This is a genomic window from Methylocella silvestris (assembly GCF_002891535.1).
Taxonomy (GTDB): Bacteria; Pseudomonadota; Alphaproteobacteria; order Rhizobiales; family Beijerinckiaceae; genus Methylocapsa; species Methylocapsa silvestris_A.
Window position 1 is genome coordinate 111,647 of record NZ_PDZR01000005.1, and the last position, 19,605, is coordinate 131,251.

17 protein-coding genes are annotated in these 19,605 nt (G+C 64.6%); 4 read left to right on the forward strand and 13 right to left on the reverse strand.

Translation table 11 applies throughout. The features are described 5' to 3' along the window. Positions 1-79: 79 nt before the first annotated feature. The 4 genes from gyrB to CR492_RS07075 all read right to left on the reverse strand — a co-directional run bounded on the left by gyrB (position 80) and on the right by CR492_RS07075 (position 7,361). Positions 80-2,545: a DNA topoisomerase (ATP-hydrolyzing) subunit B gene (gene gyrB, locus CR492_RS07060; protein ID WP_102843035.1), complete on the reverse strand. Its 2,466-nt coding sequence runs from the start codon at positions 2,543-2,545 to the stop codon at positions 80-82. A gap of 551 nt (positions 2,546-3,096) precedes the next feature. Further along, the gene (gene clpB, locus CR492_RS07065) at positions 3,097-5,691 is read right to left on the reverse strand and encodes an ATP-dependent chaperone ClpB (protein ID WP_102843036.1); all 2,595 of its coding nucleotides are present in this window, start codon (positions 5,689-5,691) and stop codon (positions 3,097-3,099) included. A gap of 271 nt (positions 5,692-5,962) precedes the next feature. Further along, the gene (locus tag CR492_RS21490) at positions 5,963-6,211 is read right to left on the reverse strand and encodes a GCG_CRPN prefix-to-repeats domain-containing protein (RefSeq protein WP_102843086.1); all 249 of its coding nucleotides are present in this window, start codon (positions 6,209-6,211) and stop codon (positions 5,963-5,965) included. A 148-nt stretch (positions 6,212-6,359) separates the two neighbouring features. Then, a complete protein-coding gene (locus tag CR492_RS07075; protein ID WP_102843037.1) occupies positions 6,360-7,361 on the reverse strand; it encodes a DUF4167 domain-containing protein in 1,002 nt (333 codons plus the stop codon). Between the two features lie 94 nt (positions 7,362-7,455). Between CR492_RS07075 and CR492_RS07080 the strand changes: the two genes are divergently transcribed. Beyond that, positions 7,456-7,722: a hypothetical protein gene (locus tag CR492_RS07080; RefSeq protein ID WP_102843038.1), complete on the forward strand. Its 267-nt coding sequence runs from the start codon at positions 7,456-7,458 to the stop codon at positions 7,720-7,722. A gap of 80 nt (positions 7,723-7,802) precedes the next feature. On the opposite strand, the gene prmC is transcribed toward CR492_RS07080, so the two are convergent. Next, positions 7,803-8,693 (reverse strand): peptide chain release factor N(5)-glutamine methyltransferase, encoded by an 891-nt coding sequence (prmC, locus tag CR492_RS07085; RefSeq protein ID WP_102843087.1) that lies wholly within the window; start codon positions 8,691-8,693, stop codon positions 7,803-7,805. A gap of 26 nt (positions 8,694-8,719) precedes the next feature. After that, positions 8,720-10,672 (reverse strand): molecular chaperone HtpG, encoded by a 1,953-nt coding sequence (gene htpG / locus CR492_RS07090; RefSeq protein ID WP_102843039.1) that lies wholly within the window; start codon positions 10,670-10,672, stop codon positions 8,720-8,722. Between the two features lie 282 nt (positions 10,673-10,954). Between htpG and CR492_RS07095 the strand changes: the two genes are divergently transcribed. After that, complete coding sequence (locus CR492_RS07095; RefSeq protein WP_102843088.1) at positions 10,955-11,344, forward strand: DUF2794 domain-containing protein; 390 nt, start codon at positions 10,955-10,957, stop codon at positions 11,342-11,344. 66 nt (positions 11,345-11,410) lie between these two features. Here CR492_RS07095 and CR492_RS07100 read toward each other — a convergent pair whose 3' ends face one another. The 6 genes from CR492_RS07100 to CR492_RS07125 all read right to left on the reverse strand — a co-directional run bounded on the left by CR492_RS07100 (position 11,411) and on the right by CR492_RS07125 (position 17,091). After that, the gene (locus CR492_RS07100) at positions 11,411-12,196 is read right to left on the reverse strand and encodes a Bax inhibitor-1/YccA family protein (protein WP_102843040.1); all 786 of its coding nucleotides are present in this window, start codon (positions 12,194-12,196) and stop codon (positions 11,411-11,413) included. 246 nt (positions 12,197-12,442) lie between these two features. After that, complete coding sequence (locus tag CR492_RS07105) at positions 12,443-15,064, reverse strand: ABC transporter permease (protein WP_102843089.1); 2,622 nt, start codon at positions 15,062-15,064, stop codon at positions 12,443-12,445. Between the two features lie 44 nt (positions 15,065-15,108). Then, positions 15,109-15,429: a cupin gene (locus tag CR492_RS07110; RefSeq protein WP_102843041.1), complete on the reverse strand. Its 321-nt coding sequence runs from the start codon at positions 15,427-15,429 to the stop codon at positions 15,109-15,111. Positions 15,430-15,447: 18 nt separating this feature from the next. Then, positions 15,448-15,939: a YeeE/YedE family protein gene (locus tag CR492_RS07115; protein ID WP_102843042.1), complete on the reverse strand. Its 492-nt coding sequence runs from the start codon at positions 15,937-15,939 to the stop codon at positions 15,448-15,450. Next, positions 15,936-16,358 (reverse strand): YeeE/YedE family protein, encoded by a 423-nt coding sequence (locus CR492_RS07120; RefSeq protein WP_102843043.1) that lies wholly within the window; start codon positions 16,356-16,358, stop codon positions 15,936-15,938. The genes CR492_RS07115 and CR492_RS07120 overlap by 4 nt, the downstream gene beginning before the upstream one ends. A gap of 160 nt (positions 16,359-16,518) precedes the next feature. Continuing rightward, positions 16,519-17,091: a cysteine hydrolase family protein gene (locus tag CR492_RS07125; protein WP_102843044.1), complete on the reverse strand. Its 573-nt coding sequence runs from the start codon at positions 17,089-17,091 to the stop codon at positions 16,519-16,521. Between the two features lie 114 nt (positions 17,092-17,205). Between CR492_RS07125 and CR492_RS07130 the strand changes: the two genes are divergently transcribed. Together CR492_RS07130 and CR492_RS07135 are read left to right on the forward strand one after the other, a co-directional pair. Then, positions 17,206-18,186 carry a GlxA family transcriptional regulator gene (locus CR492_RS07130; RefSeq protein WP_102843045.1) on the forward strand — a complete coding sequence of 327 codons (981 nt, stop codon included), beginning with the start codon at positions 17,206-17,208 and terminating at the stop codon, positions 18,184-18,186. 86 nt (positions 18,187-18,272) lie between these two features. Then, complete coding sequence (locus CR492_RS07135) at positions 18,273-18,764, forward strand: DUF302 domain-containing protein (protein ID WP_102843090.1); 492 nt, start codon at positions 18,273-18,275, stop codon at positions 18,762-18,764. Here CR492_RS07135 and CR492_RS07140 read toward each other — a convergent pair. Then, complete coding sequence (locus CR492_RS07140; protein ID WP_102843046.1) at positions 18,761-19,468, reverse strand: ABC transporter ATP-binding protein; 708 nt, start codon at positions 19,466-19,468, stop codon at positions 18,761-18,763. The two genes, CR492_RS07135 and CR492_RS07140, sit on opposite strands and share 4 nt — an antisense overlap. Positions 19,469-19,605 lie beyond the last annotated feature (137 nt).

The following is a 19,605-nucleotide window of genomic DNA, read 5'->3' on the forward strand; positions in this document are numbered from 1 at the left end:
TCCTAATGACAGCCAGTTATGTAGGCGCATTTTCCGGATCCGAAAGTGCGCCGCTGCAGCCTTCAGGGCGGAGCGGCTTCTAAACGTCCAAGTTCGACACGCTCAGCGCATTCTCCTGAATGAATTCGCGGCGCGGCTCGACGACGTCGCCCATCAGTTTCACAAAAATATCGTCGGCGTCGTCGCCTTCCTTGATCTTGACCTGCAACAGCGAACGCGCATCGCGATCAAGCGTCGTCTCCCAGAGCTGCTCCGGGTTCATCTCGCCGAGCCCCTTGTAGCGCTGCATCTGCGAGATGCCCTTCTGGCCCGCCGCCATCACGGCGCTCAAAAGCTCGCCAGGCCCCGAGGCCTGAACCTCATCGGCCCGGCGCAGAAAAATCGCCGGCAGCGCAAACACGTCATGCAGCGAAGCTGCATGTTCGTTGAGACGGCGCGCCTCGCTGGAGGCGAGCAGTCCGGCGTCGAGCGTCGCAGCCTGCCGCACGCCGCGCACCAGCCGGCTGAACACATAACCGCCATTGACGACGCGGCCGCTCCAGCCGCGCTCCATATCATCGGCCAGCGCGTCGAGCCGCGCGGCGATCTCCGAGGCGATCGCCTCGGCGCCCGCCTCGTCCTCGGGGCCGATCGGCCGCAGCGCCCCGGCGATCGCCGCCTGTTCGACGACGGCGCGGTCATAGCGCGAGTGCGTCGCGCTCAGCGCGTGCCGGACGGTGCGCGCCTCCTCGACGATGGCGCGGAGATCCGCGCCGGAGCGTTCGACGCCGTCGGCGAGCCGCAGCACGGCGCCCTCAAGCCCGTTGCCGATGAGGTAATCCTCGCGCGCGCGCTCATCCTTCAGATATTGCTCGGACCCGCCGCGCTTGACCTTGTAGAGTGGCGGCTGCGCGATGAAGAGATGGCCGCGCTCGATCAGCTCGCGCATCTGCCGAAAGAAGAAGGTCAGCAGCAGCGTGCGGATATGCGAGCCGTCGACGTCGGCGTCGGTCATGATGATGATCTTGTGGTAGCGCAGCTTCTCGACGTTGAAATCGTCGCGGCCAATGCCGGTGCCGAGCGCCGTGATCAACGTGCCGATCTCCTGGCTGGACAGCATCTTGTCGAAGCGGGCGCGCTCCACATTGAGGATTTTTCCGCGCAAGGGAAGCACCGCCTGATATTCACGGTTGCGGCCCTGCTTGGCCGAGCCGCCGGCGGAATCGCCCTCGACGAGAAACAGTTCGGATTTGGCCGGATCGCGCTCCTGACAGTCGGCGAGCTTGCCGGGAAGGTTCGAGATGTCGAGCGCGCCCTTGCGGCGGGTGAGCTCGCGCGCCTTGCGCGCCGCCTCTCGCGCCTGACCAGCCTCGATGACCTTGCCGACAACGGTGCGGGCCTCCTGCGGATGCTCCTCGAGCCAGGAGCCGAGCATTTCATTGACCAGCCCCTCGACCGCAGGCCGCACCTCCGAAGACACAAGCTTCTCCTTGGTCTGTGAGGAGAATTTTGGGTCAGGCACCTTGACCGAGAGGACGCAGGTCAGGCCCTCGCGGCAGTCGTCGCCGGTAAGCTCCACCTTTTCGCGTTTCAGGAGGCCGGAGCGCTCGGCATAGCCGGTCATCTGCCGCGTCAGCGCGCCGCGAAAGGCGGCAAGATGAGTGCCGCCGTCGCGCTGTGGAATGTTGTTCGTGAAGGGCAGCACATTCTCATGGTAGGAATCGTTCCACCAGAGCGCGACTTCGACGGTGATGGCCTCCCGCTCGCCCTTGATCAGAATGGGCTTGGCGATGAGCGGCGTTTTGGCGCGGTCGAGATAGCGCACGAAAGCCTCGAGCCCGCCTTCATAATAGAGCGTCTCCGAGCGAACCTCGGCGCCGCGCGCGTCGGTCAGCTCGATGCGCACGCCCGAATTCAAGAAGGCGAGTTCGCGCAAGCGGTGCTCGATCGTCGCGAAATCATAGTCGATCTTGGTGAAGGTCTCGGGCGAGGCCTGAAAGGTCACCTCGGTACCGCGCTTCGGCTTGCCGTCGTGGGTCGGCGCCGGCCCCGTCACCTTGAGCGGCGTCACCGCGTCGCCAAGGGCAAATTCGATCAGATGTTCCTTGCCGTCGCGCCAGATGCGCAGCTTCAGCCAGCTTGACAGGGCGTTGACGACGGAAACGCCGACGCCATGCAGGCCGCCCGATACTTTGTAGGAGTTCTGGTCGAATTTTCCGCCCGCATGCAGCTGGGTCATGATGACCTCGGCGGCGGAAACGCCTTCCTCGCTATGAATGTCGGTCGGGATGCCGCGGCCGTCATCGGTCACGGTGACGGAGCCGTCGGCGTTGAGCGTCACCGTGACGCGGGTCGCATGGCCGGCAAGCGCCTCGTCGATGGCGTTGTCGACGACCTCATAGACCATGTGATGCAGGCCCGAACCGTCGTCGGTGTCGCCGATATACATGCCCGGGCGTTTACGGACCGCGTCGAGGCCGCGCAGAACCTTGATCGAGTCGGCGCCATAGTAGGCTTCCGCCTCGGCGGGGATGAAGGCCGGCGACGCGGCTGCGGGTTCAACCATGGATGAGAGAGACTTTCCGTTGATTTTGCAGGAATTTCACGCGACCCGCCAAAGCCGGGCGCAGCGGTTGCTTTCTTATAGACCAAGCGCCAGCGAAGGTCATGTTTTTTAATGGATTTTAGGCGATTTTAGCGCCCTCTCCACATCTTGATTTCGCGCGAAATCTGGAGCAGCGAATTTGAGCGGAAACGGCCAAAACGACACGAGAAACGTCCGGCCCGTCGGGTTTGCGGCTTGAGCCGAAAGATCGCGCCAGTTAGAAAGGCAAAGCTTAAGTAAATTTCAGGGGATGATTGTTAACACGACGTTTGGCTCGACGCCGCCGTTGAGGCTGAACAACGCCTTATTTTAGCGCGGAATTGATCGATTTCGACCGGGGCCTCCGCGTGAAGCCCTCATGGGCAAGGCGATCGCGCAGCGATCGTCTCGGCCTTCGGCAGGACTCAGGATACGAAGGCGTTTGCCGCCACGGCTGAGCCCATCCTTCCAGGAGCGCCTGTTAAGGCGCTCCTCAAGGATGAAGGCCGCGATACAACGCGGGCCGCCAGCTCCTAAGCCGCCGCCCGGATCGCGTCCTCGCCGATGAGCAGCCCCTTCTCATCGGCGCCGATCCGCACCTGCTCGCCGTCATGGATTTTGCCGGACAAAATCGCCTCGGCGAGCGGATCCTGCAGCGCCTTCTGGATCACCCGCTTCAGCGGCCGCGCGCCATAGGCGGGGTCATAGCCCTTTTCGGCCAGCCAGTCGCGCGCCTGCGACGTCAGCTCGAGCGTGATCTTGCGATCCTCAAGAAGCTTGTCGAGCCGCTTCAGCTGGATGTCGACGATCGCGCCCATATCCTGCCGGCGCAGCCGGTGGAACAGAATGATCTCGTCGACGCGGTTTAAAAACTCCGGCCGGAAATGAGCCCTGACCACCTGCATCACCTCCGAATGCACGGCGCTCGAATCCTCTCCATCCTTTTGCAGCACGAGGAATTCGGAGCCAAGGTTCGAGGTCATGATGATCAGCACATTTCGGAAATCGACCGTCCGCCCCTGCCCGTCCGTGAGGCGCCCGTCATCGAGCACCTGGAGCAGGATGTTGAAAACATCCGGATGCGCCTTCTCGATCTCGTCGAACAGCACGACCTGGTATGGCCGCCGCCGCACCGCCTCGGTCAGGGCGCCGCCCTCCTCATAGCCGACATAGCCGGGAGGCGCGCCGATCAGCCGCGCGACCGAGTGCTTTTCCATATATTCGGACATATCGATGCGCAGCAGCGCATTCTCGTCGTCAAACAGGAAAGCGGCGAGCGCCTTGGTGAGTTCTGTTTTGCCGACGCCCGTCGGCCCGAGGAACATGAAGGAGCCAATCGGGCGATTGGGGTCCTGCAATCCGGCGCGCGCGCGCCGGACCGCCGTTGAGACGGCCTTGACCGCCTCCTCCTGCCCGACGACGCGGGCGGAGAGGGAGGTTTCCATGTTGAGCAGCTTTTCGCGCTCGCCCTCCAGCATCTTGTCGACCGGGATGCCGGTCCAGCGGGAGACAACCTGCGCGATATGCTCCGGCGTCACCGCCTCCTCGACGAGAACGCCGGCGCGCTTCGATTCAACTTCGGCCAGCTTGCGCTCAAGCTCGGGAATGACGCCATAGGTCAGTTCGCCGGCGCGCTGATATTCGCCGCGCCGCTGCGCCTGCGCCAGCTCGGTACGGGCCGCCTCAAGCTGCTCCTTGAATTTCTGCTCGGAGCCAAGCTTGTCCTTCTCGGCGCGCCAGCGCGAGGTAAGCGCGGCCGATTTCTCCTCGAGATCGGCGAGTTCGCCTTCGAGCTTGAGCAGCCGGTCCTTTGACGCCGAATCGGTCTCCTTCTTCAGCGCCTCCTGCTCGATCTTGAGCTGGATGATACGGCGGTCGAACTCGTCGAGTTCTTCCGGCTTCGAATCGATCGCCATGCGCAGCCGCGCGCTCGCCTCGTCGATCAGGTCGATGGCCTTGTCCGGCAGAAAACGGTCGGCGATATAGCGATGCGACAGCGTCGCCGCCGCGACGATCGCCGCGTCAGTGATGCGCACGCCATGGTGCAGCTCATATTTCTCCTTGAGGCCGCGCAGGATCGAGATGGTGTCGGCGACCGTCGGCTCGGAGACGAAGACCGGCTGGAAGCGTCGCGCCAGCGCGGCGTCCTTCTCGACATGTTTGCGATATTCGTCGAGCGTCGTCGCGCCGACGCAATGCAGCTCGCCGCGCGCCAGCGCCGGCTTCAGGAGATTGGAGGCGTCCATCGCGCCATCGGCCTTGCCGGCCCCGACCAGCGTGTGCATCTCGTCAATGAACAGGATGATGCCGCCGGCCGCCGAGGTGACTTCGGTCAAAATGCCCTTCAGCCGCTCCTCGAACTCGCCGCGATATTTCGCGCCCGCGATGAGCGAGCCCATGTCGAGCGCAAGCAGTTTCTTGTCGCGCAGGCTCTCCGGCACGTCGCCATTGACAATGCGCAACGCAAGACCCTCGACGATCGCCGTCTTGCCGACGCCGGGCTCGCCGATCAGCACCGGATTGTTCTTGGTGCGCCGCGAGAGCACCTGAATGGTGCGACGGATTTCCTCATCGCGGCCGATCACCGGATCGAGCTTGCCTGCCCGCGCCGCCTCGGTGAGGTCGCGGGTGTATTTTTTCAAAGCGTCATAGGCGTTTTCGGCCGTCGCATTGTCGGCGGTGCGGCCCTTGCGCAGTTCCTCGATCGCCTTGTTGAGATTTTGCGGGGTAGCGCCGGCGCGCTCGAGAATCTTCCCGGCTTCAGAGTTTTTCTCCATCGCCAGCGCGAGCAGCAACCGCTCGACGGTGACGTAGGAATCGCCGGCCTTTTCGGCGATCTTCTCGGCATTGTCGAACAGCCGGGCCAGCGTCGGCGTGATATAGACCTGTCCCGCGCCGGAGCCCTCGACCTTTGGCAATTTGGCGAGCGCCAGTTCGGTCGCGGTGAGCGCGTCGCGCGAACGTCCGCCCGCCTTGTCGATCAGGCCAGCGGACAGCCCCTGCTCGTCATCGAGCAGCACTTTCAGCAGATGCTCGGGCGTGAACTGCTGATTGCCCTCGCGCATCGCAAGGGATTGCGCGCTCTGGACAAATCCGCGCGCCCTCTCCGTATATTTTTCAAAATTCATTGTTGTATCTCCCCCGCCTGTGACGCCCCTGTCGGCGACCCCACGGCTTGACTTGACTGGGCCCCGCGACCGGGGCTGTGTTCTTTGTCAAATGTAGGAAAGAAAAGCGTAGGCGGAAGGGTTTTGCCCGTTATCCCGGCTAAAACTCGGCCAGACAAATTTGCCGCGCAGCGGTTTGGCCCGGGCGCCGCGCGACCTATTCATTGTTGGGCGCAACCTGAACGATCAGATCGATTCGGAGCCGCCCGAAGAGGCTCCGACCGAGCGTTCGCTAGCGGCAGACGCGCCGCGATCCCCACGGCCCATGCTGCCACCAGCAGCGCGGCCCCGGCGCGACCCGCCGGATCGGACGGCAATGACCCCAGCGGTCCCGCGCCCACCCCGGCCCGCAGCCGGCGCGCGCCTGCGTCACCTCGGAAAGCGACGGCATAGGAGACGGCGGAGCCGGAAACGCCTGCGCCTCGAAAGCTGTCAGCGAAATGGAAATCGCCGCAGCGGCAATCGCAATTCTTGTTCTCATCACTCACCTGTTTGGCCTTCGCGCCAGACGAAACAACGGCGCGTAGTCCAACGCAAGACAGATGACGGGGTTCACCGACGATTTGAACGAGGCGGCAGGGACGCTACCGAAACGTTGCATAGCGGCGAAAGCGAGAAACCCGATGCCCTCAGTCTCCGACAGGATCCTTGGCGCTCGATTGTTCGTCGTTGGAATCATGCGCCTCGTTCGCCTGATCGATCGCCATTTCGGCCTTGCTGCGGCGGCGGCGGCGCGGACGCAGGTGAAATCCATTCGATTCGCGGTCGACCTCGACGCGGTCCTCGCTGATCGGAACGAGACTGTCGAGCGCCACGGTCGGATCGAGCGATTCGGGCAGCGTCTCGGAGGGCTGGCGCACCGGGGCCGTTATGAAGGCCGGCAGCCCGTTCGGCTGAACCTCTTCGACGGGCGCCCGTTCGGCCCGTGAGTCGCGGGGAAGATCGCTGCGAAACTCGCGGCCGCGACGGGAAGTGCGATTGTCCTGATCGGGCGAGCCGGGCTGGTTGCGCGACAGATCTCTCGGGCCGCGCTGTTCCGGCTGGCTGTATCGCTCCTGCCCGCCGCTGCGATCCTGGCGGTCCTGAGGGGAGCGTTCGGCATAGGCGCGCGGCTCTTGCTGCTGTCTCTCCTGATAAGGCGCAACGCGCGGTCCTTGCGGCTGCCGATCCTGGCCGTTGGTCGGGTAGAAAGGCCGGTCGGCCACGGGCTGCGGGCCACCGCCCGGCGGCGGCTGCGGCGCAAATGCCGGCTGCGGCGCGGGGAAACGCTCGATCGGCGAGGCGAACCGATCCGGCAGGGCGGCGAAATCATCATCGCCGTCGATCTCCTCCGCCAGGGCGTCGCCGGGCTGCCGTTGATAGCCAGATCCCTGCTGCTGCGCCTGAGCGAGCGCGATCAGGCGGAAATAATGTTCGGCGTGCTGCAGATAGCTTTCCGCAGTGACGGGGTCGCCCGACGATTGGGCGTCGCGGGCAAGCTGCAGATATTTCTCGCCGATATGGTGGGCGGTGCCGCGAATCTTGACGTCGGGACCGCTCGACTCATAGGAGCGCGTCAGCGGATTGGGACCTTTGCGATTATTGTTCGGCCGGCCACGCATGCGTTGTTTGTTGTTCTGTCCAGGTCTCATCGATGATCCTTGAGTGGCGCCGTAGCCGCAACCCCCGACCGTCGCCAAAGCAACGTCGTTTTCGGTCCTTATCGAACCATTAAGCCAAAGAGCAATGGCGCAAGCTGATGTCTTGGCTCTCCAGCCGGTAGCGATACTCGCGAAATTTCGCGGCATCAATCTTCGATCCTGGAGCAACAGGATCTTGGAGCTTTGGGACGTTTACCTCGGTTTAGCCGAGCGTCTCAGCTTTGCCGGAAACGGACTAACCTATTTCACACACCGCGTATCGGGCGAAGACGACGACATCTCGACGCTGACCGCAGCTTTACATAAGCGAAAAGGCAATCCTTATTTGGTGAAACTAGCCGCTTTCGCCTGAAACGCCAAGCGCTTTTGCAGAAATAGGTCCGGAAATTATCTCCGCCAAGGAGCGTCCCGCTCAGCGCGCCGAGTCAGGTCTCAGGCGAATTTGGCGAGGATAATACGTTCGACGCCGCCGAGGTCAAGTCTGAAATTGCGCGCCGAAAAGGAAGCTTCCCGAAGCAGAGCGTCGACGTCCTTGCCCTGCCCTTGACCGATCTCAAGCGCGACGAGGCCATCCGGCGCGAGCAGCCGCGCCGCGGCTGGAATGATCGCCCGATAGGCGTCGAGACCGTCTTCGCCGCCATCGAGCGCAAGCAGTGGATCGTAGATGCGCACCTCCGGCTCGAGACGAGCAATATCCCCGCGCGAAATATAGGGCGGATTGGAGACGATGATGTCGAAGCGCGCCGAACTCCGCCCCTCCAGCGGAGCGGCCCAATCTGCGCAGATGAGCTTGCCCCGGCCTTGCAGCCCCTGCGCAGCGAGATTCTTATCCGCGATCGCGCAAGCGGCCGGCGCGAGATCGACGCCGACCCCGAAAGCGTTCGGCAGGCTGGCGAGCAGCGCGCAAAGAAGTGCGCCGGAGCCGACGCCAAGATCGAGGATGCGCCAGTCCCTGCCCGTATCGGCGCCGACAACGTCGAGCACGGCCTCGACCAGCGTTTCGGTGTCCGCCCTCGGGTCGAGAGCCGCGGGGCCGAGATCAAAGCGCGCGCCCCAAAATTCACGCGCGCCGAGGATGCGCGAGACCGGCTCGCGGGCGAGCCGCCGCGCCGCCATGCGTTCGAGCGCTTGCGCGCCGCACGCGCCGAGCAGCGCGCCAGGATCGCGCAGCAGCCCGGCATGGTCGATGCCGCTCGCGGCGCAAACAAGCAGCCGGGCGTCAAGATCGGCCGATGAAACGCCCGCCTCGACAAGGGCGCCGGCAAGGATGCGTCGCGCCCGATCGCGCGGCGTCCTTGCGTCGAAGCCGGGCGGCCGCGTCATACGCTGAGGCGCCTCGCGCGCGCCGCTCACGCCGCCGGCCGCGCCGCCGCCTCAATGAGGATGCGCGTTAGCCGCGCGGCGAAATCCGACGCATTCTGCGGCTTCTCGCCTTCCATCAGCCGCGCCTCGTCGAAAATCAGCCAGGTAATATCCTCGATCTTCTGCTTGTCGGACGATCCGATCAGCCCCGCGAGCGCCTCGATCAGGGGATGCTTTGGATTGATCTCGAGGATGGGCTTGGTCGCCGCGCCGAGCTGGCCGTGCTCGGCCAGCAATTGTTCGAGCCGGCGGTCGGGGCCGCGGTCCGGCGCGATCAGGCAGGCCGGACTTTGCGCCAACCGCTCGGAGGCGCGCACTTCCTCGACGGCGCCTTCCAGCGTCTGCTTCATCAGCGCGAACAGAACGGCGAGATTGGCCGGCTGCTTCGTCTCCGGCTCGGCGTCGGCCTTGGCGTCAAGACGCGGGATGGAAGCGATATCAGCCGCGCCCTGCGTGACTGATTTGAATGGCTTGCCGTCATAGCCCGCCGCCGTTCCAACCCAGAAGGCGTCGATCGGATCGGGCAGCAACAAAACCTCAACGCCCCGCGCCGCAAAACCCTCGAGCTGCGGGCTCGCCGCGAGGCGCTTCAGATCATCGCCCAGCAGATAATAGATCGCGGTCTGGTTTTCCTTGAGGCCGGCGACGTATTCCTTCAGCGTGCGAGCGCCCTCGGGATGGGTCGAGCTGGCAAAGCGCGCGAGATCAAACAAGGCGGCGCGCTTCTCCGGGCTCTCATAGAGGCCCTCCTTGAGAACGACGCCGAAATGTTCCCACACCTCGGCGAATTTTGCCGGATCGCTTTCCGAGAGCTTCACCAACTCCTGCAAGAGGCGATTGGCGACCGCCTTCTTGATCGCGCCAAACACCGGGCTTTCCTGGATCATCTCGCGCGAGACGTTCAGGGGCAGATCGGCCGAATCGACGACAATGCGCACGAAACGCAGCCATCTCGGCAGGATCTCGGCGTCATCGCTGATGAGGACGTGGCGCACATAGAGCTTGCCGCGGCCATGGCGCTCGGGATTGAACAGGTCGAACGGCCGGGAGGAAGGCACGAAGGCCAGCACCGTATATTCGTGCCGTCCCTCCGCGCGCCAATGGACGGTCAGCGCGGGCTCGTCGAACTGGCCGGAAATCGTGTGGTAGAAATCGGCGTATTCTTCGGGCTTGATCGCGCTTTTCGGCTTGGTCCAGAGCGCCTGCCCGTCGCTGAGGCGGCGCGGCTCGGCGCCTGGGCTTTCGACGAGATCGATCGGCGCCGCGAGCGCGCTCGAATGTTCGCGCACGATCTGCTCGATCTTGTAAGGGTCGAGGTATTCCTTGGAAGCGTCATTGATATGGAGCGCGACGCGCGTTCCGTGCTCGGGCGCCTGATCGAGGACGAGCGGCGCGATGGTAAAAGCGCCCTTGCCATCGGAGCTCCAGACAAAGGCTTCATTCGAGCCGGCGCGGCGCGAATAGACGTCGACGCGGTCGGCGACCATGAAGGCCGAATAAAAGCCGATGCCGAACTGGCCGATGAGATCGACATGCGGATTTTTTTCCGCGCCGGCTTCCGTCTCCGGCGCTTCCGCATCGTCGCCGGCCTCCGCCGACTCCGGCCGCGCGCCGAGCCGGTCTAGAAAAGCCCGCGTGCCCGAGCGCGCGATGGTGCCAAGCGAATCGGCCAGCTCCTCGCGGGTCATGCCGACGCCATTGTCCTCAACGCTGAGGACGCCGGCTTCCTTATCGAGCGCGATCAGGATTTTGAACGGCGCCGCGGCGAATTCGGCATTCGCCAGGGCTTCGTAGCGCAGCTTTTCGCAGGCGTCGGCGGCGTTGGACAAAAGCTCGCGCAGGAAAATGTCGCGATCGGAATAGATCGAATGCACCATGAGGTGCAGCAGCCTTGCGACGTCGGCTTGAAATGCTTGGGATTGTCCAGCGGCTTCGGTCATTTGAACAGGATGCTCCAGGAATTTTTCGCGCGCTTCGGAGCCGATCCTCGCCGGCCCGCGACGCGCTGTAAATGCGTTTGCGAACGACCCGCCCGCCGCTCCTTCGCCAAGAGGCTAGCGGCTCGCTCCAAGCCGCAGATATCGCCTTTGCTTAGCTCTCGCGCAAGAGCGGCCAAGGGCGACAGAGACCGCTCGCTCTGTCGCGAAACCGTCAGAAAAGCCCTTGATGAAGGCGGAACGGCGCGCAATGATGCCACATCGGGGCGAAAAACAGAAAACGGCATGAGCGATTTGGAGACCTCCGAAGAGGCAAATCCGGCAGCCGAGATGCGGGCTCCTGCGCTCGCGTTCCGCGCGGCGCCGCAAACTCAAGCGCCCGTTTCCTTCGACCGGTCCGAATTGCGCGAGATCCTGAACCTCTACGGCCGCAAGGTGGCCGAAGGCGAATGGCGCGACTATGCGGTCGATTTCACCGCGCAGAAAGCGATATTCTCGGTCTACCGCCGCGCCTGCGAATGCGCCCTTTACCGGATCGAGAAGACGCCGAAGCTCGCCAGGAAGCAGGGCGCCTATGCGGTCGTCGCGACCGGGGGACTGGTGCTGAAGCGCGGCGGCGATCTGCGCCGCGTCCTTGCCGTTCTCGACAAGCGGCTGCGGCTGGTCTCCAGCTGAGCGGAAGCCAAAATGAAAGAAGGCCCCGCCTGAGCGGAGCCTTCTCCCTATCATGTCACAGAATACTTAGCTGTTGCGGTCGCCGCTGAGGAAGAGAAGCGACTGGAAGATATTGATGAAATCGAGATACAGCATCAGCGCGCCGTTGATCGATTTCTTGGTCGCGACCTCGTAGCCGTCGCCCTCGTAATACATTTCCTTGATCGCCTGCGTATCCCAGGCGGTCAGACCCGAGAAGATCAGAACCGAGAGGATCGACAGGCCAAACTGGAACGCCGTGCTCTGGACAAATATGTTCACGACGCTCGCGATAACGAGACCGATGAGGCCCATCACGAGGAACGAACCCATCGCCGAGAGGTCGCGCTTGGTCGTATATCCGTAAAGGCTCAATCCGCCGAACGCTGCGGCGGTGACGAAGAAGGCCCGCGTGACCGACGCGCCGGTATAAACCAGCAGGATCGACGACATCGACAGGCCCATCGCCGCCGCGAAGGCGAAGAACATGATGCGCGCCGAAGACGCCGACATCTGATTGATTCGGAACGAGAAGAACAGCACGAAAGCCAGCGGGGCCAGCATCACGACATATTTGAGCGGGCTGCCGTAAAGCGTCGCGCCGAAGGCGGTCAGCGGAATGCGGCCCATCTGGGCCACCGCTTGCGAAGAATCGCCTGCAACAGCAAGCATGTTGACGCCGAGCGCGACAAGACCGGTCAGCGCGAGGCCGACCATCATGTTGTTGTAAACGCCCAGCATATAGGTGCGAAGGCCCTGATCAATTTCGGCGCGGCCGGCCCGCGCGACGCCCTGACCCCAGCGGGCGCTTGCGTTGCGGTCAAAGTCGGACATGAGATTCCTCTGAAAGTTAGCGAGGCGACGGCGCCTCCTGCTGCCGCCAACGAAGGCGGTCGTAGCTGCAATATGGCCTAGTGGCGAAGGGCGTACAAGAGAGTGTAACATGAACAATACTTAAGGTTTGCGCCATGCGGGGCCTGCGCCAGACACGAGAATCCTGGATCGCCTCACCAAAACGTTCGCGATAGGAAAATACTTAAAGAACAAGAAGACAAGCATTCTCGCAAATTCCGCGCCGCCCTATAAATCGCGCAGATAGGGCGCAGCCTTGCGGCCGAGAATGCGCCAGGTTCCGACCAATCCGAGCAGGACGGTGAAAAGCAGCGCCGCCGCCGCCGCTCCCAGCGCCTGCGGCCAGAAGAAGGTGAAATCGATGCTCATCACGGATTTGGCGATCCCATAGGCCGCCGCCGTTCCGGCGGCGGCGCCAAACAACGCCGTCGCGAAGCCGATGAGAGCATATTCGGCGACAAAAGCGGTCAGCAGCCGGCCGCGTGTCGCTCCGAGGGTTTTCAGCACGACGGCGTCATGGATGCGCGCCTGCTGCCCGGCCGCGACGGCGCCGGCGAGCACCAGGATGGCGGCCACCAGCGCCACGCTCGAGGCGCCGCGCACCGCGCTGGCGAGCTGCGACACGATCGCGGCCGCCGATTCCAGCGCATCCTTGACCCGCACGCTGGTGATCGCCGGAAAAGCCGCGGCGACGTCGCGGGCGAGAGCCATCTCGCGCGCCGGCCCGGCGCCCGGCAGCGAGAGCGTCGCAAGATCATTATAGGGCGCGCCGGCAAAGGTGTTTGGAGAGAACACCAGCACGAAATTGATGCCGATCACCCGCCAGTCGACTTTGCGGATGTTCGCCACCTTGCCGGTGATGATCCGGCCCAGCACATTGACGGCGATGTCGTCGCCGATTTTCAGCCCGAGGCCGTCGGCGATCTGGCTTTCAAGGGAAATCAAGGGCGCTCCGGCGTAATCCTTCGGCCACCATTCGCCTTTGACCAGCGTCGAGCCCTGCGGCGGCGCATCGGCGAAGGTGATCCCGCGATCGCCCTGGAGCGCCCAGGCGGCGCTCTCCTTCGGCTGCGCTTTTTCCGCCGCGACGCCTTTCAGTTCGACGATGCGGCCGCGCAGCATCGGCACGAGCGCAAGCTTGCCGTCCGGCGCTTTCTGCTTGACGAATTGCGAAAATTCATCGGCGCGCGCGCTCGGCACATCGAGAAAGAAGAAGCTTGGCGCCTCGCCCGCGCCCGCCGTTTTCAATTCGCCCCGGATATTATTGTCAATCAGCACCAGGGCGACGAGCAGCGCGAGGCCAAGGCCAAGCGACAATACGACGGACGGCGTCAGGGCGCCGGGGCGATAAATATTGGCGATGGCGAGGCGCAGCGGCAGCCATCGCGCGCGCGGCAGCTTGCGCGCGATCCGCATGATCAGGAAGGCGACGAGCCGCAGCGCCGCCAGCGCGGCGAGCGTCGCGCCGGCATAGATCAGCGTGAGCTTGCGGTCGCCGGCAAGGATCAGGGCCGAGGCGAGCAGCGCAGCGGCCGCCGCGAAAGCGATGGCGATATAGCGCGCGCGCGGCCGGCTTGCGACGATCTCGATCGCGTCGCGAAAAATCGCCTGTGCGGGGACGTCATGGGCGAGCCCGAGCGGCAGGGCGGCGAAGGCGAGCGCGGTCAAAAGCCCATAGAGCGCGCCCTCTAACATTGGCCTTGGATGGATCGCGGGCGCGAGCGGGAACGGCAGCAGATCGCCGAAGGCGGCGGCGGCGACATAGGGCAGAAGAGCGCCGACGACGGCCCCCAGCGCGACGCCGATCAAGGCGACGAGCATGATCTCGATAAGCATCACGGCGAAAACGCGCGACCCGCTGGCGCCGAGCGATTTCAGGATCGCAATCGTCGTGCGCTTGCGCGCGACATAGGTGCGGACCGCATTGGCGACGCCAACGCCGCCGACGATCAGCGACGAGAGGCCGACCAGCGTCAGAAATTGCGTGAAACGATCGAGGTTGCGGGAAAACTGCGGCGAGATGTTTTTGCGCGTGCGAATTTCCCAGCCTGCGCCCGGAACCTCCGCGCGGGCGCGGTCGGCGAAAGCCTCGACGGCGGCGTCCGGCGCCGGCGTCTCTGCCTGTCCAAGCGCGACGCGATAGACGAAATGGGCGAGCGCGCCCGGTTGCAAAAGGCCGCTCGCGCGCAGTCCCGCTTCGCTCATCAGCACGCGCGGTCCGAAGCCAACGCCCCCGGCAAGTTGATCCGGCTCTTTCGTCAGCATTGCGCGAAGCTGGTAGCGGCCCTGCCCGATCCGGATTTCCTCCCCGGACGAAACGCCAAGACGCGGCGCGAGGGCCTGATCGACGGCGACGCCAAAGACGCCGTCCCGCTCGGACAGCGCGTCGGCAAGCGGGGTCGCCGGCTCAAGACCGATCGTCCCCGCAAGCGGATAAAGACCATCGATCGCCTTGATTTCGACCATCGCCACATTGCCAGCTTCGCCGCCAGGCTGGCCGGCTGGACGCGCCATGGCCCGCATCAGGACGACGCTGGAGACGCGGCCCGCTCCGGCAAGAAAGGCGCGCTCAGCCCCGCTCGCCTCGCGTTGGGCGAGATCGAAGGAGACGTCGCCGCCAAGGATCGCGCCGCCTTCGCGCGCGAGGCCGTCCTTCAGCGACAGCGACAGCGAGCCGACGCCGGTGATTGCGGCGACGCCGACGGCGATGCAGCCGAGAAAAATAACAAAGCCCGACAGGCCGCCGCGCAGATCACGCAAGGCGAATTTCAGGGCGAGCGGCGCGCGCCAGCCGCGCCGCGCCAGGGTTTGCGCGGGGGCCGAGCCGGCGGCGACGTCGAGTTGCTCCATCAAATCAACTTTCTGCGCGGCGCGCGCATGTTTGCGCAACCTGTTCAGCCGAAATGGACGGCGAGCCAGATCGTCGCCGCGCCGGCGGCGGTCCATTCGACGCGATGCTTGCGCAGCGCCGCAATGAAAAGATGATCGCCCGGAGCGAGGCGGCGGACCTCGTCCTCATCGGCGAAGCGAAGCCCCGCCGCTCCCACAAGAAGCAGCACCCATTCGGCGCGCGCCTGCTCGTACCAGAATCCGGGCGGGCTCGCCTGCCCATGCGAGACGATGCGCTCGATTCTTACGCCCGGCGCCTCCAGCAGGGAGCGAAACTCTTCGGCGGCTGGATTGACGCCGACGATATCGAACAGATTTTCGCTCACGCGCGGCCGGCGTCGCGGTCAGGCATCGGCCGGCTCGGCTGTTACAGCCGGACCCGGCGCCCCCACCGGCTTTGCTGCGGTCCCGCCGCGCCAGCGGTCATGGATCAAAATCCCGGCGGCCATCGCCAAAGCGAAGACAAAGACGCCGCCATTGCCGAGCGCCAGCGCGGCGATCGCCGGGCCGGGACATAATCCCGCCATGCCCCAGCCGATCCCGAACAGGGCCGCGCCGCCAAGCAATTTCGCATCGATAGTTTTGCCCGCCGGAACATGAAAACTTTCGGCAAGCAACGGATGGCGCAGGCGACGCGACAGCCTGACCCCGAAGAACGAGACCGCGACCGCGCCAACGAGCACGAAGCCAAGGCTCGGGTCGAAGCGGCCGAAAATATCGAGGAATCCGCGCACGCGGGCAGGATCGATCATGCCGGACAGCGCAAGGCCAAAGCCGAAGAGGGCGCCGCAGCCAAGCGCCGCCAAGAATTGCGAGAGTTCGCGCCGGACGTTCATGTCAGCCCCAGCGCGTTCATCAGCGCGACGGTCGCAATGGCGGTCGTCATGAATGTCGCGACGGCCGCAAGGGAGCGCGGCGACAGGCGGGCGAGGCCGCAGACGCCATGGCCGCTGGTGCAGCCCGATCCCAGCCGCGCGCCAAAGCCGACGAGGAGCCCAGCCAGCGCCAGAACGACAAGCGAGGCGTCAATATGCGAGGCCGGCCAGGCGCCGAAGGCCAGCCGGTAGATAAAGGGGCCGCCGAAAATCCCGAGCGCGAAGGCGAGATTGCGCAGGCTCCCCGCCGCCGGCCAGGACAGCCCCCCGCTAAGAATGCCGCTGACGCCGGCGATGCGGCCGTCGAGGATGAGATAGAGCGCCGCCGCGAGGCCGATGAAGGCGCCGCCGGCGAGCGATTGCAGATAGATCGGCCACATCGATTAAACATCCCAGGCCGGCGCTCGGCATTAAGGCTACGCGCCAACCGCAAATTTTCGGAGCGAGCCCGATTCCTTATCAGAGCGCGCCACGCCGCCCCAAGTCACTTTTGCGCAAGGAGGCTTTTGCGCCCGACGGCCAGGATGGCGCGTTTGCCGCTCAGGCGGCGGTCTTTTCGCTGGCGGCCGCGGCGAGATAGACGTCGGTCGAGGGCGTCGCCGCATAGGCAAAGCCAAGCGCCGCCATGAAGGCCGCATGCACCTTGGCCGCCTCGATCCGCACGCCGTTGAATTCGAGATCGCGCGTCGCGCAGGCGTCGTGCACGACCGTGACCTTATAGCCGAAGTCGTTTGCGGCGCGCGTGACGGCGTCGACGCACATATGGCTCATCGCGCCGACAATGACGATTTCTTCGACGCCAGCGCGCTCAAGCGCCGCCTTGAGGCCGGTCTCCCGGAAGGAATTAATGTGGTTCTTGACGATGACCGTCTCGCCCAGCTCATTCAACACGCTCTCATGAATCTGCGCCCCCGCCGACCCCGGCTCGAAAAAGGGCGCGCCGGCGCTCGCGAATTCATGGCGGATATGGATGACGAGATCGCCCGCAGCTCTGGCGGCGGCGAGCACGCGCGCAGCGTTGCCGGCGGCCGCCTCAATCCCGACCAGGGGAAATTTGCCATCGGGAAAATAATCATTCTGAAGATCGACGACGATCAGCGCGCGCCTGGCCATTTCAGTCTCTCCTGTTTGGTTGCCGGAAGCTCTCGCCTTCCTGTGGCGTTGATACAGGGGCCGGCCTATGCTGCCGATTGGCGGAACCGACATAGTCCGAGGCGAAACTGACAGATGGCCGGCGCGCTGATCGAGATCGGCCTTTTGCTTTATCCCGGCGCGCAGCTTGCCGCGGTGCATGGCCTGACCGACCTCTTTGAAGTCGCCAATCGGCTGGCGCGGGAGCGCAATTCTACCTGCGTCCTGCGGGTCAGCCACTGGCGGCTGGAGGAGCCCGCCGGGAGCGCCGCGCGCGTTTTCGATACAAACCCGGATGCGCCGGGCGCGCCAGCGATCCTCATCGCGCCGCCGAGCCTTGGCGAATTGCAATCGCGCGAAGCGATGGCGCCGCTCGCCCTCTGGCTCAAGGCGCAGCATGCGGCCGGAGCGACGCTCGGCTCGGTCTGCGCCGGCGCCTTCCTCATCGCCGAGACGGGACTGCTCGCCGGGCGCGCGGCGACGACGCATTGGGTCTACGCCGAGACGCTGCAGCAGCGCTATCCGCAGATCATCGTCGATACGGACAAGCTCATCATCGACGACGGCGACATCATCACGGCGGGCGGCCTCATGGCCTGGACCGACCTCGGGCTGAAGCTGATCGACCGCCTGCTCGGTCCGACGATCATGGCGGAAACGGCGCGTTTTCTTCTGGTCGATCCGCCCGGACGCGAACAGCGCTTTTACAGCCATTTCGCGCCAAAACTGCGCCATGGCGACGAAGCCATCTTGAAGGTGCAGCATTGGCTGCAGGCGCAGGGCGCGCGCGAGACAAGCCTGCCCGCCATGGCCGCCCGGGCGGGGCTCGAGCAGCGCACCTTCTTGCGCCGCTTCAGCAAAGCGACAGGGCTGCGGCCCGTCGAATACTGCCAGCATTTGCGCGTCGGCAAGGCGCGCGAAATGCTTGAGTTTACGGGCCGCTCCGTCGAGGAGATCGCTTTTGCGGTGGGCTATGCCGACCCCGGCGCCTTCCGCAAGGTGTTTGTGAAAGTGGTGGGACTTTCACCCGGACACTATCGGACGCGTTTCAGCGCGGCGCGACCAGCGAACCGTTGACTTCATCGGTCAAGCCGATCAGATCGGAATCGCCGGCCGCCTATGCCGCCGCGGGACGTCGACTCAAGAAAACCGGGGAGACCGCCATGCCGGAGCCTGCGACGACGTCTGCGGTGATCGCAATCGATCATATCACGATCCGGTCAACACAATCCTTTGACGAGGTTCGCCGCAAATTGGAGGCGAGCGTCCCGCAGCTTGATCCGGGAATCGTGGCGTCGTTGAGCGAAGGCGACCAGATCCGCGCCAAGGACTATGGGGAGCATGGCCCAAAGCTCTCGATCTTCGCGCAGCGCAATCATGGCGCGCTGCTGCAGATTGCAGGCAAGCGCCGCAACGCGCTCCAATATGAAATCGGCAATCCGCTGACCGCCTCGACGATGACCCGTCATCGGCTCGCCGCTGCGCTCTATGCGCCGTTGCGCGTCGTTCTCTATGAGGACGAACAGGGCCGCGGCGTCTTTGAATATGACAGGCCGTCCTCGTTCTTCAGCCAATTCGGCGACGAACGCGTCGCCGGCGTTGGACGCGATCTCGACAAAGAGCTGGAAGCCGCCCTGCTCGGCGCCGCCGGCTAGGAAACAGCCTGCGCCGCCTCAGTACCCCGCGCGCCAGACACTATCCGCCCGGACTCGAAGGCGATCGTGCGGTCGCATCGCGCGGCGAGGCCAAGATCATGCGTGACGAGAACCAGCGTCGCGCCGCGGTCCCGCCGTAGCGCGAAAATGAGGTCGATGATGCTTTCGCCCGTGGCCGCATCGAGATTGCCGGTCGGCTCGTCGGCGAGCAGGATCGAGGGACACGGCGCCAGCGCCCGCGCCAGCGCGACGCGCTGCTGCTCGCCGCCCGACAATTGCGCCGGATAATGCGCGACCCTATCTTTGAGGCCGACCGCCAAAAGCTCATCGGCGGCGCGGGCGAAGGCGTTTGGCGCGCCGGCGAGCTCCAGCGGGATGGCGACATTTTCCAGCGCGGTCATGGTCGGGATCAGATGGAACGATTGAAACACGATGCCGATCTTGGCGCCGCGAAACCGCGCCAGAGCATCCTCGCCAAGGGCGTCGAGGCTTTCGCCAGCGATGGTGATCGAGCCGGAATCCGGCCGCTCCAAGCCGGCCAGCGCCATCAGCAAGGTCGATTTGCCGGAGCCCGAAGGGCCGACGAGGCCGACGCTCTCACCCCGCGCGATCGAGAGCGAAACGCCCTTCAGAATGTGAACGCGCGCCGCGCCGCGCCCGAGGCTCAGATGTATATTTTGCAATTTAATCGCGGGCTCAGACATTGACGATATCCAGGGAGTCGGCCGCCCTCGGCAGCGATGCGCAAAGGGCGGCAGGTTATTCGAGATATGGCGGGCGCCGGGCCTTTCTCCAAGGTCTGGCTTTCGCCTGCGCGGCGTTGAGCGCGTCGGCCGGGTTC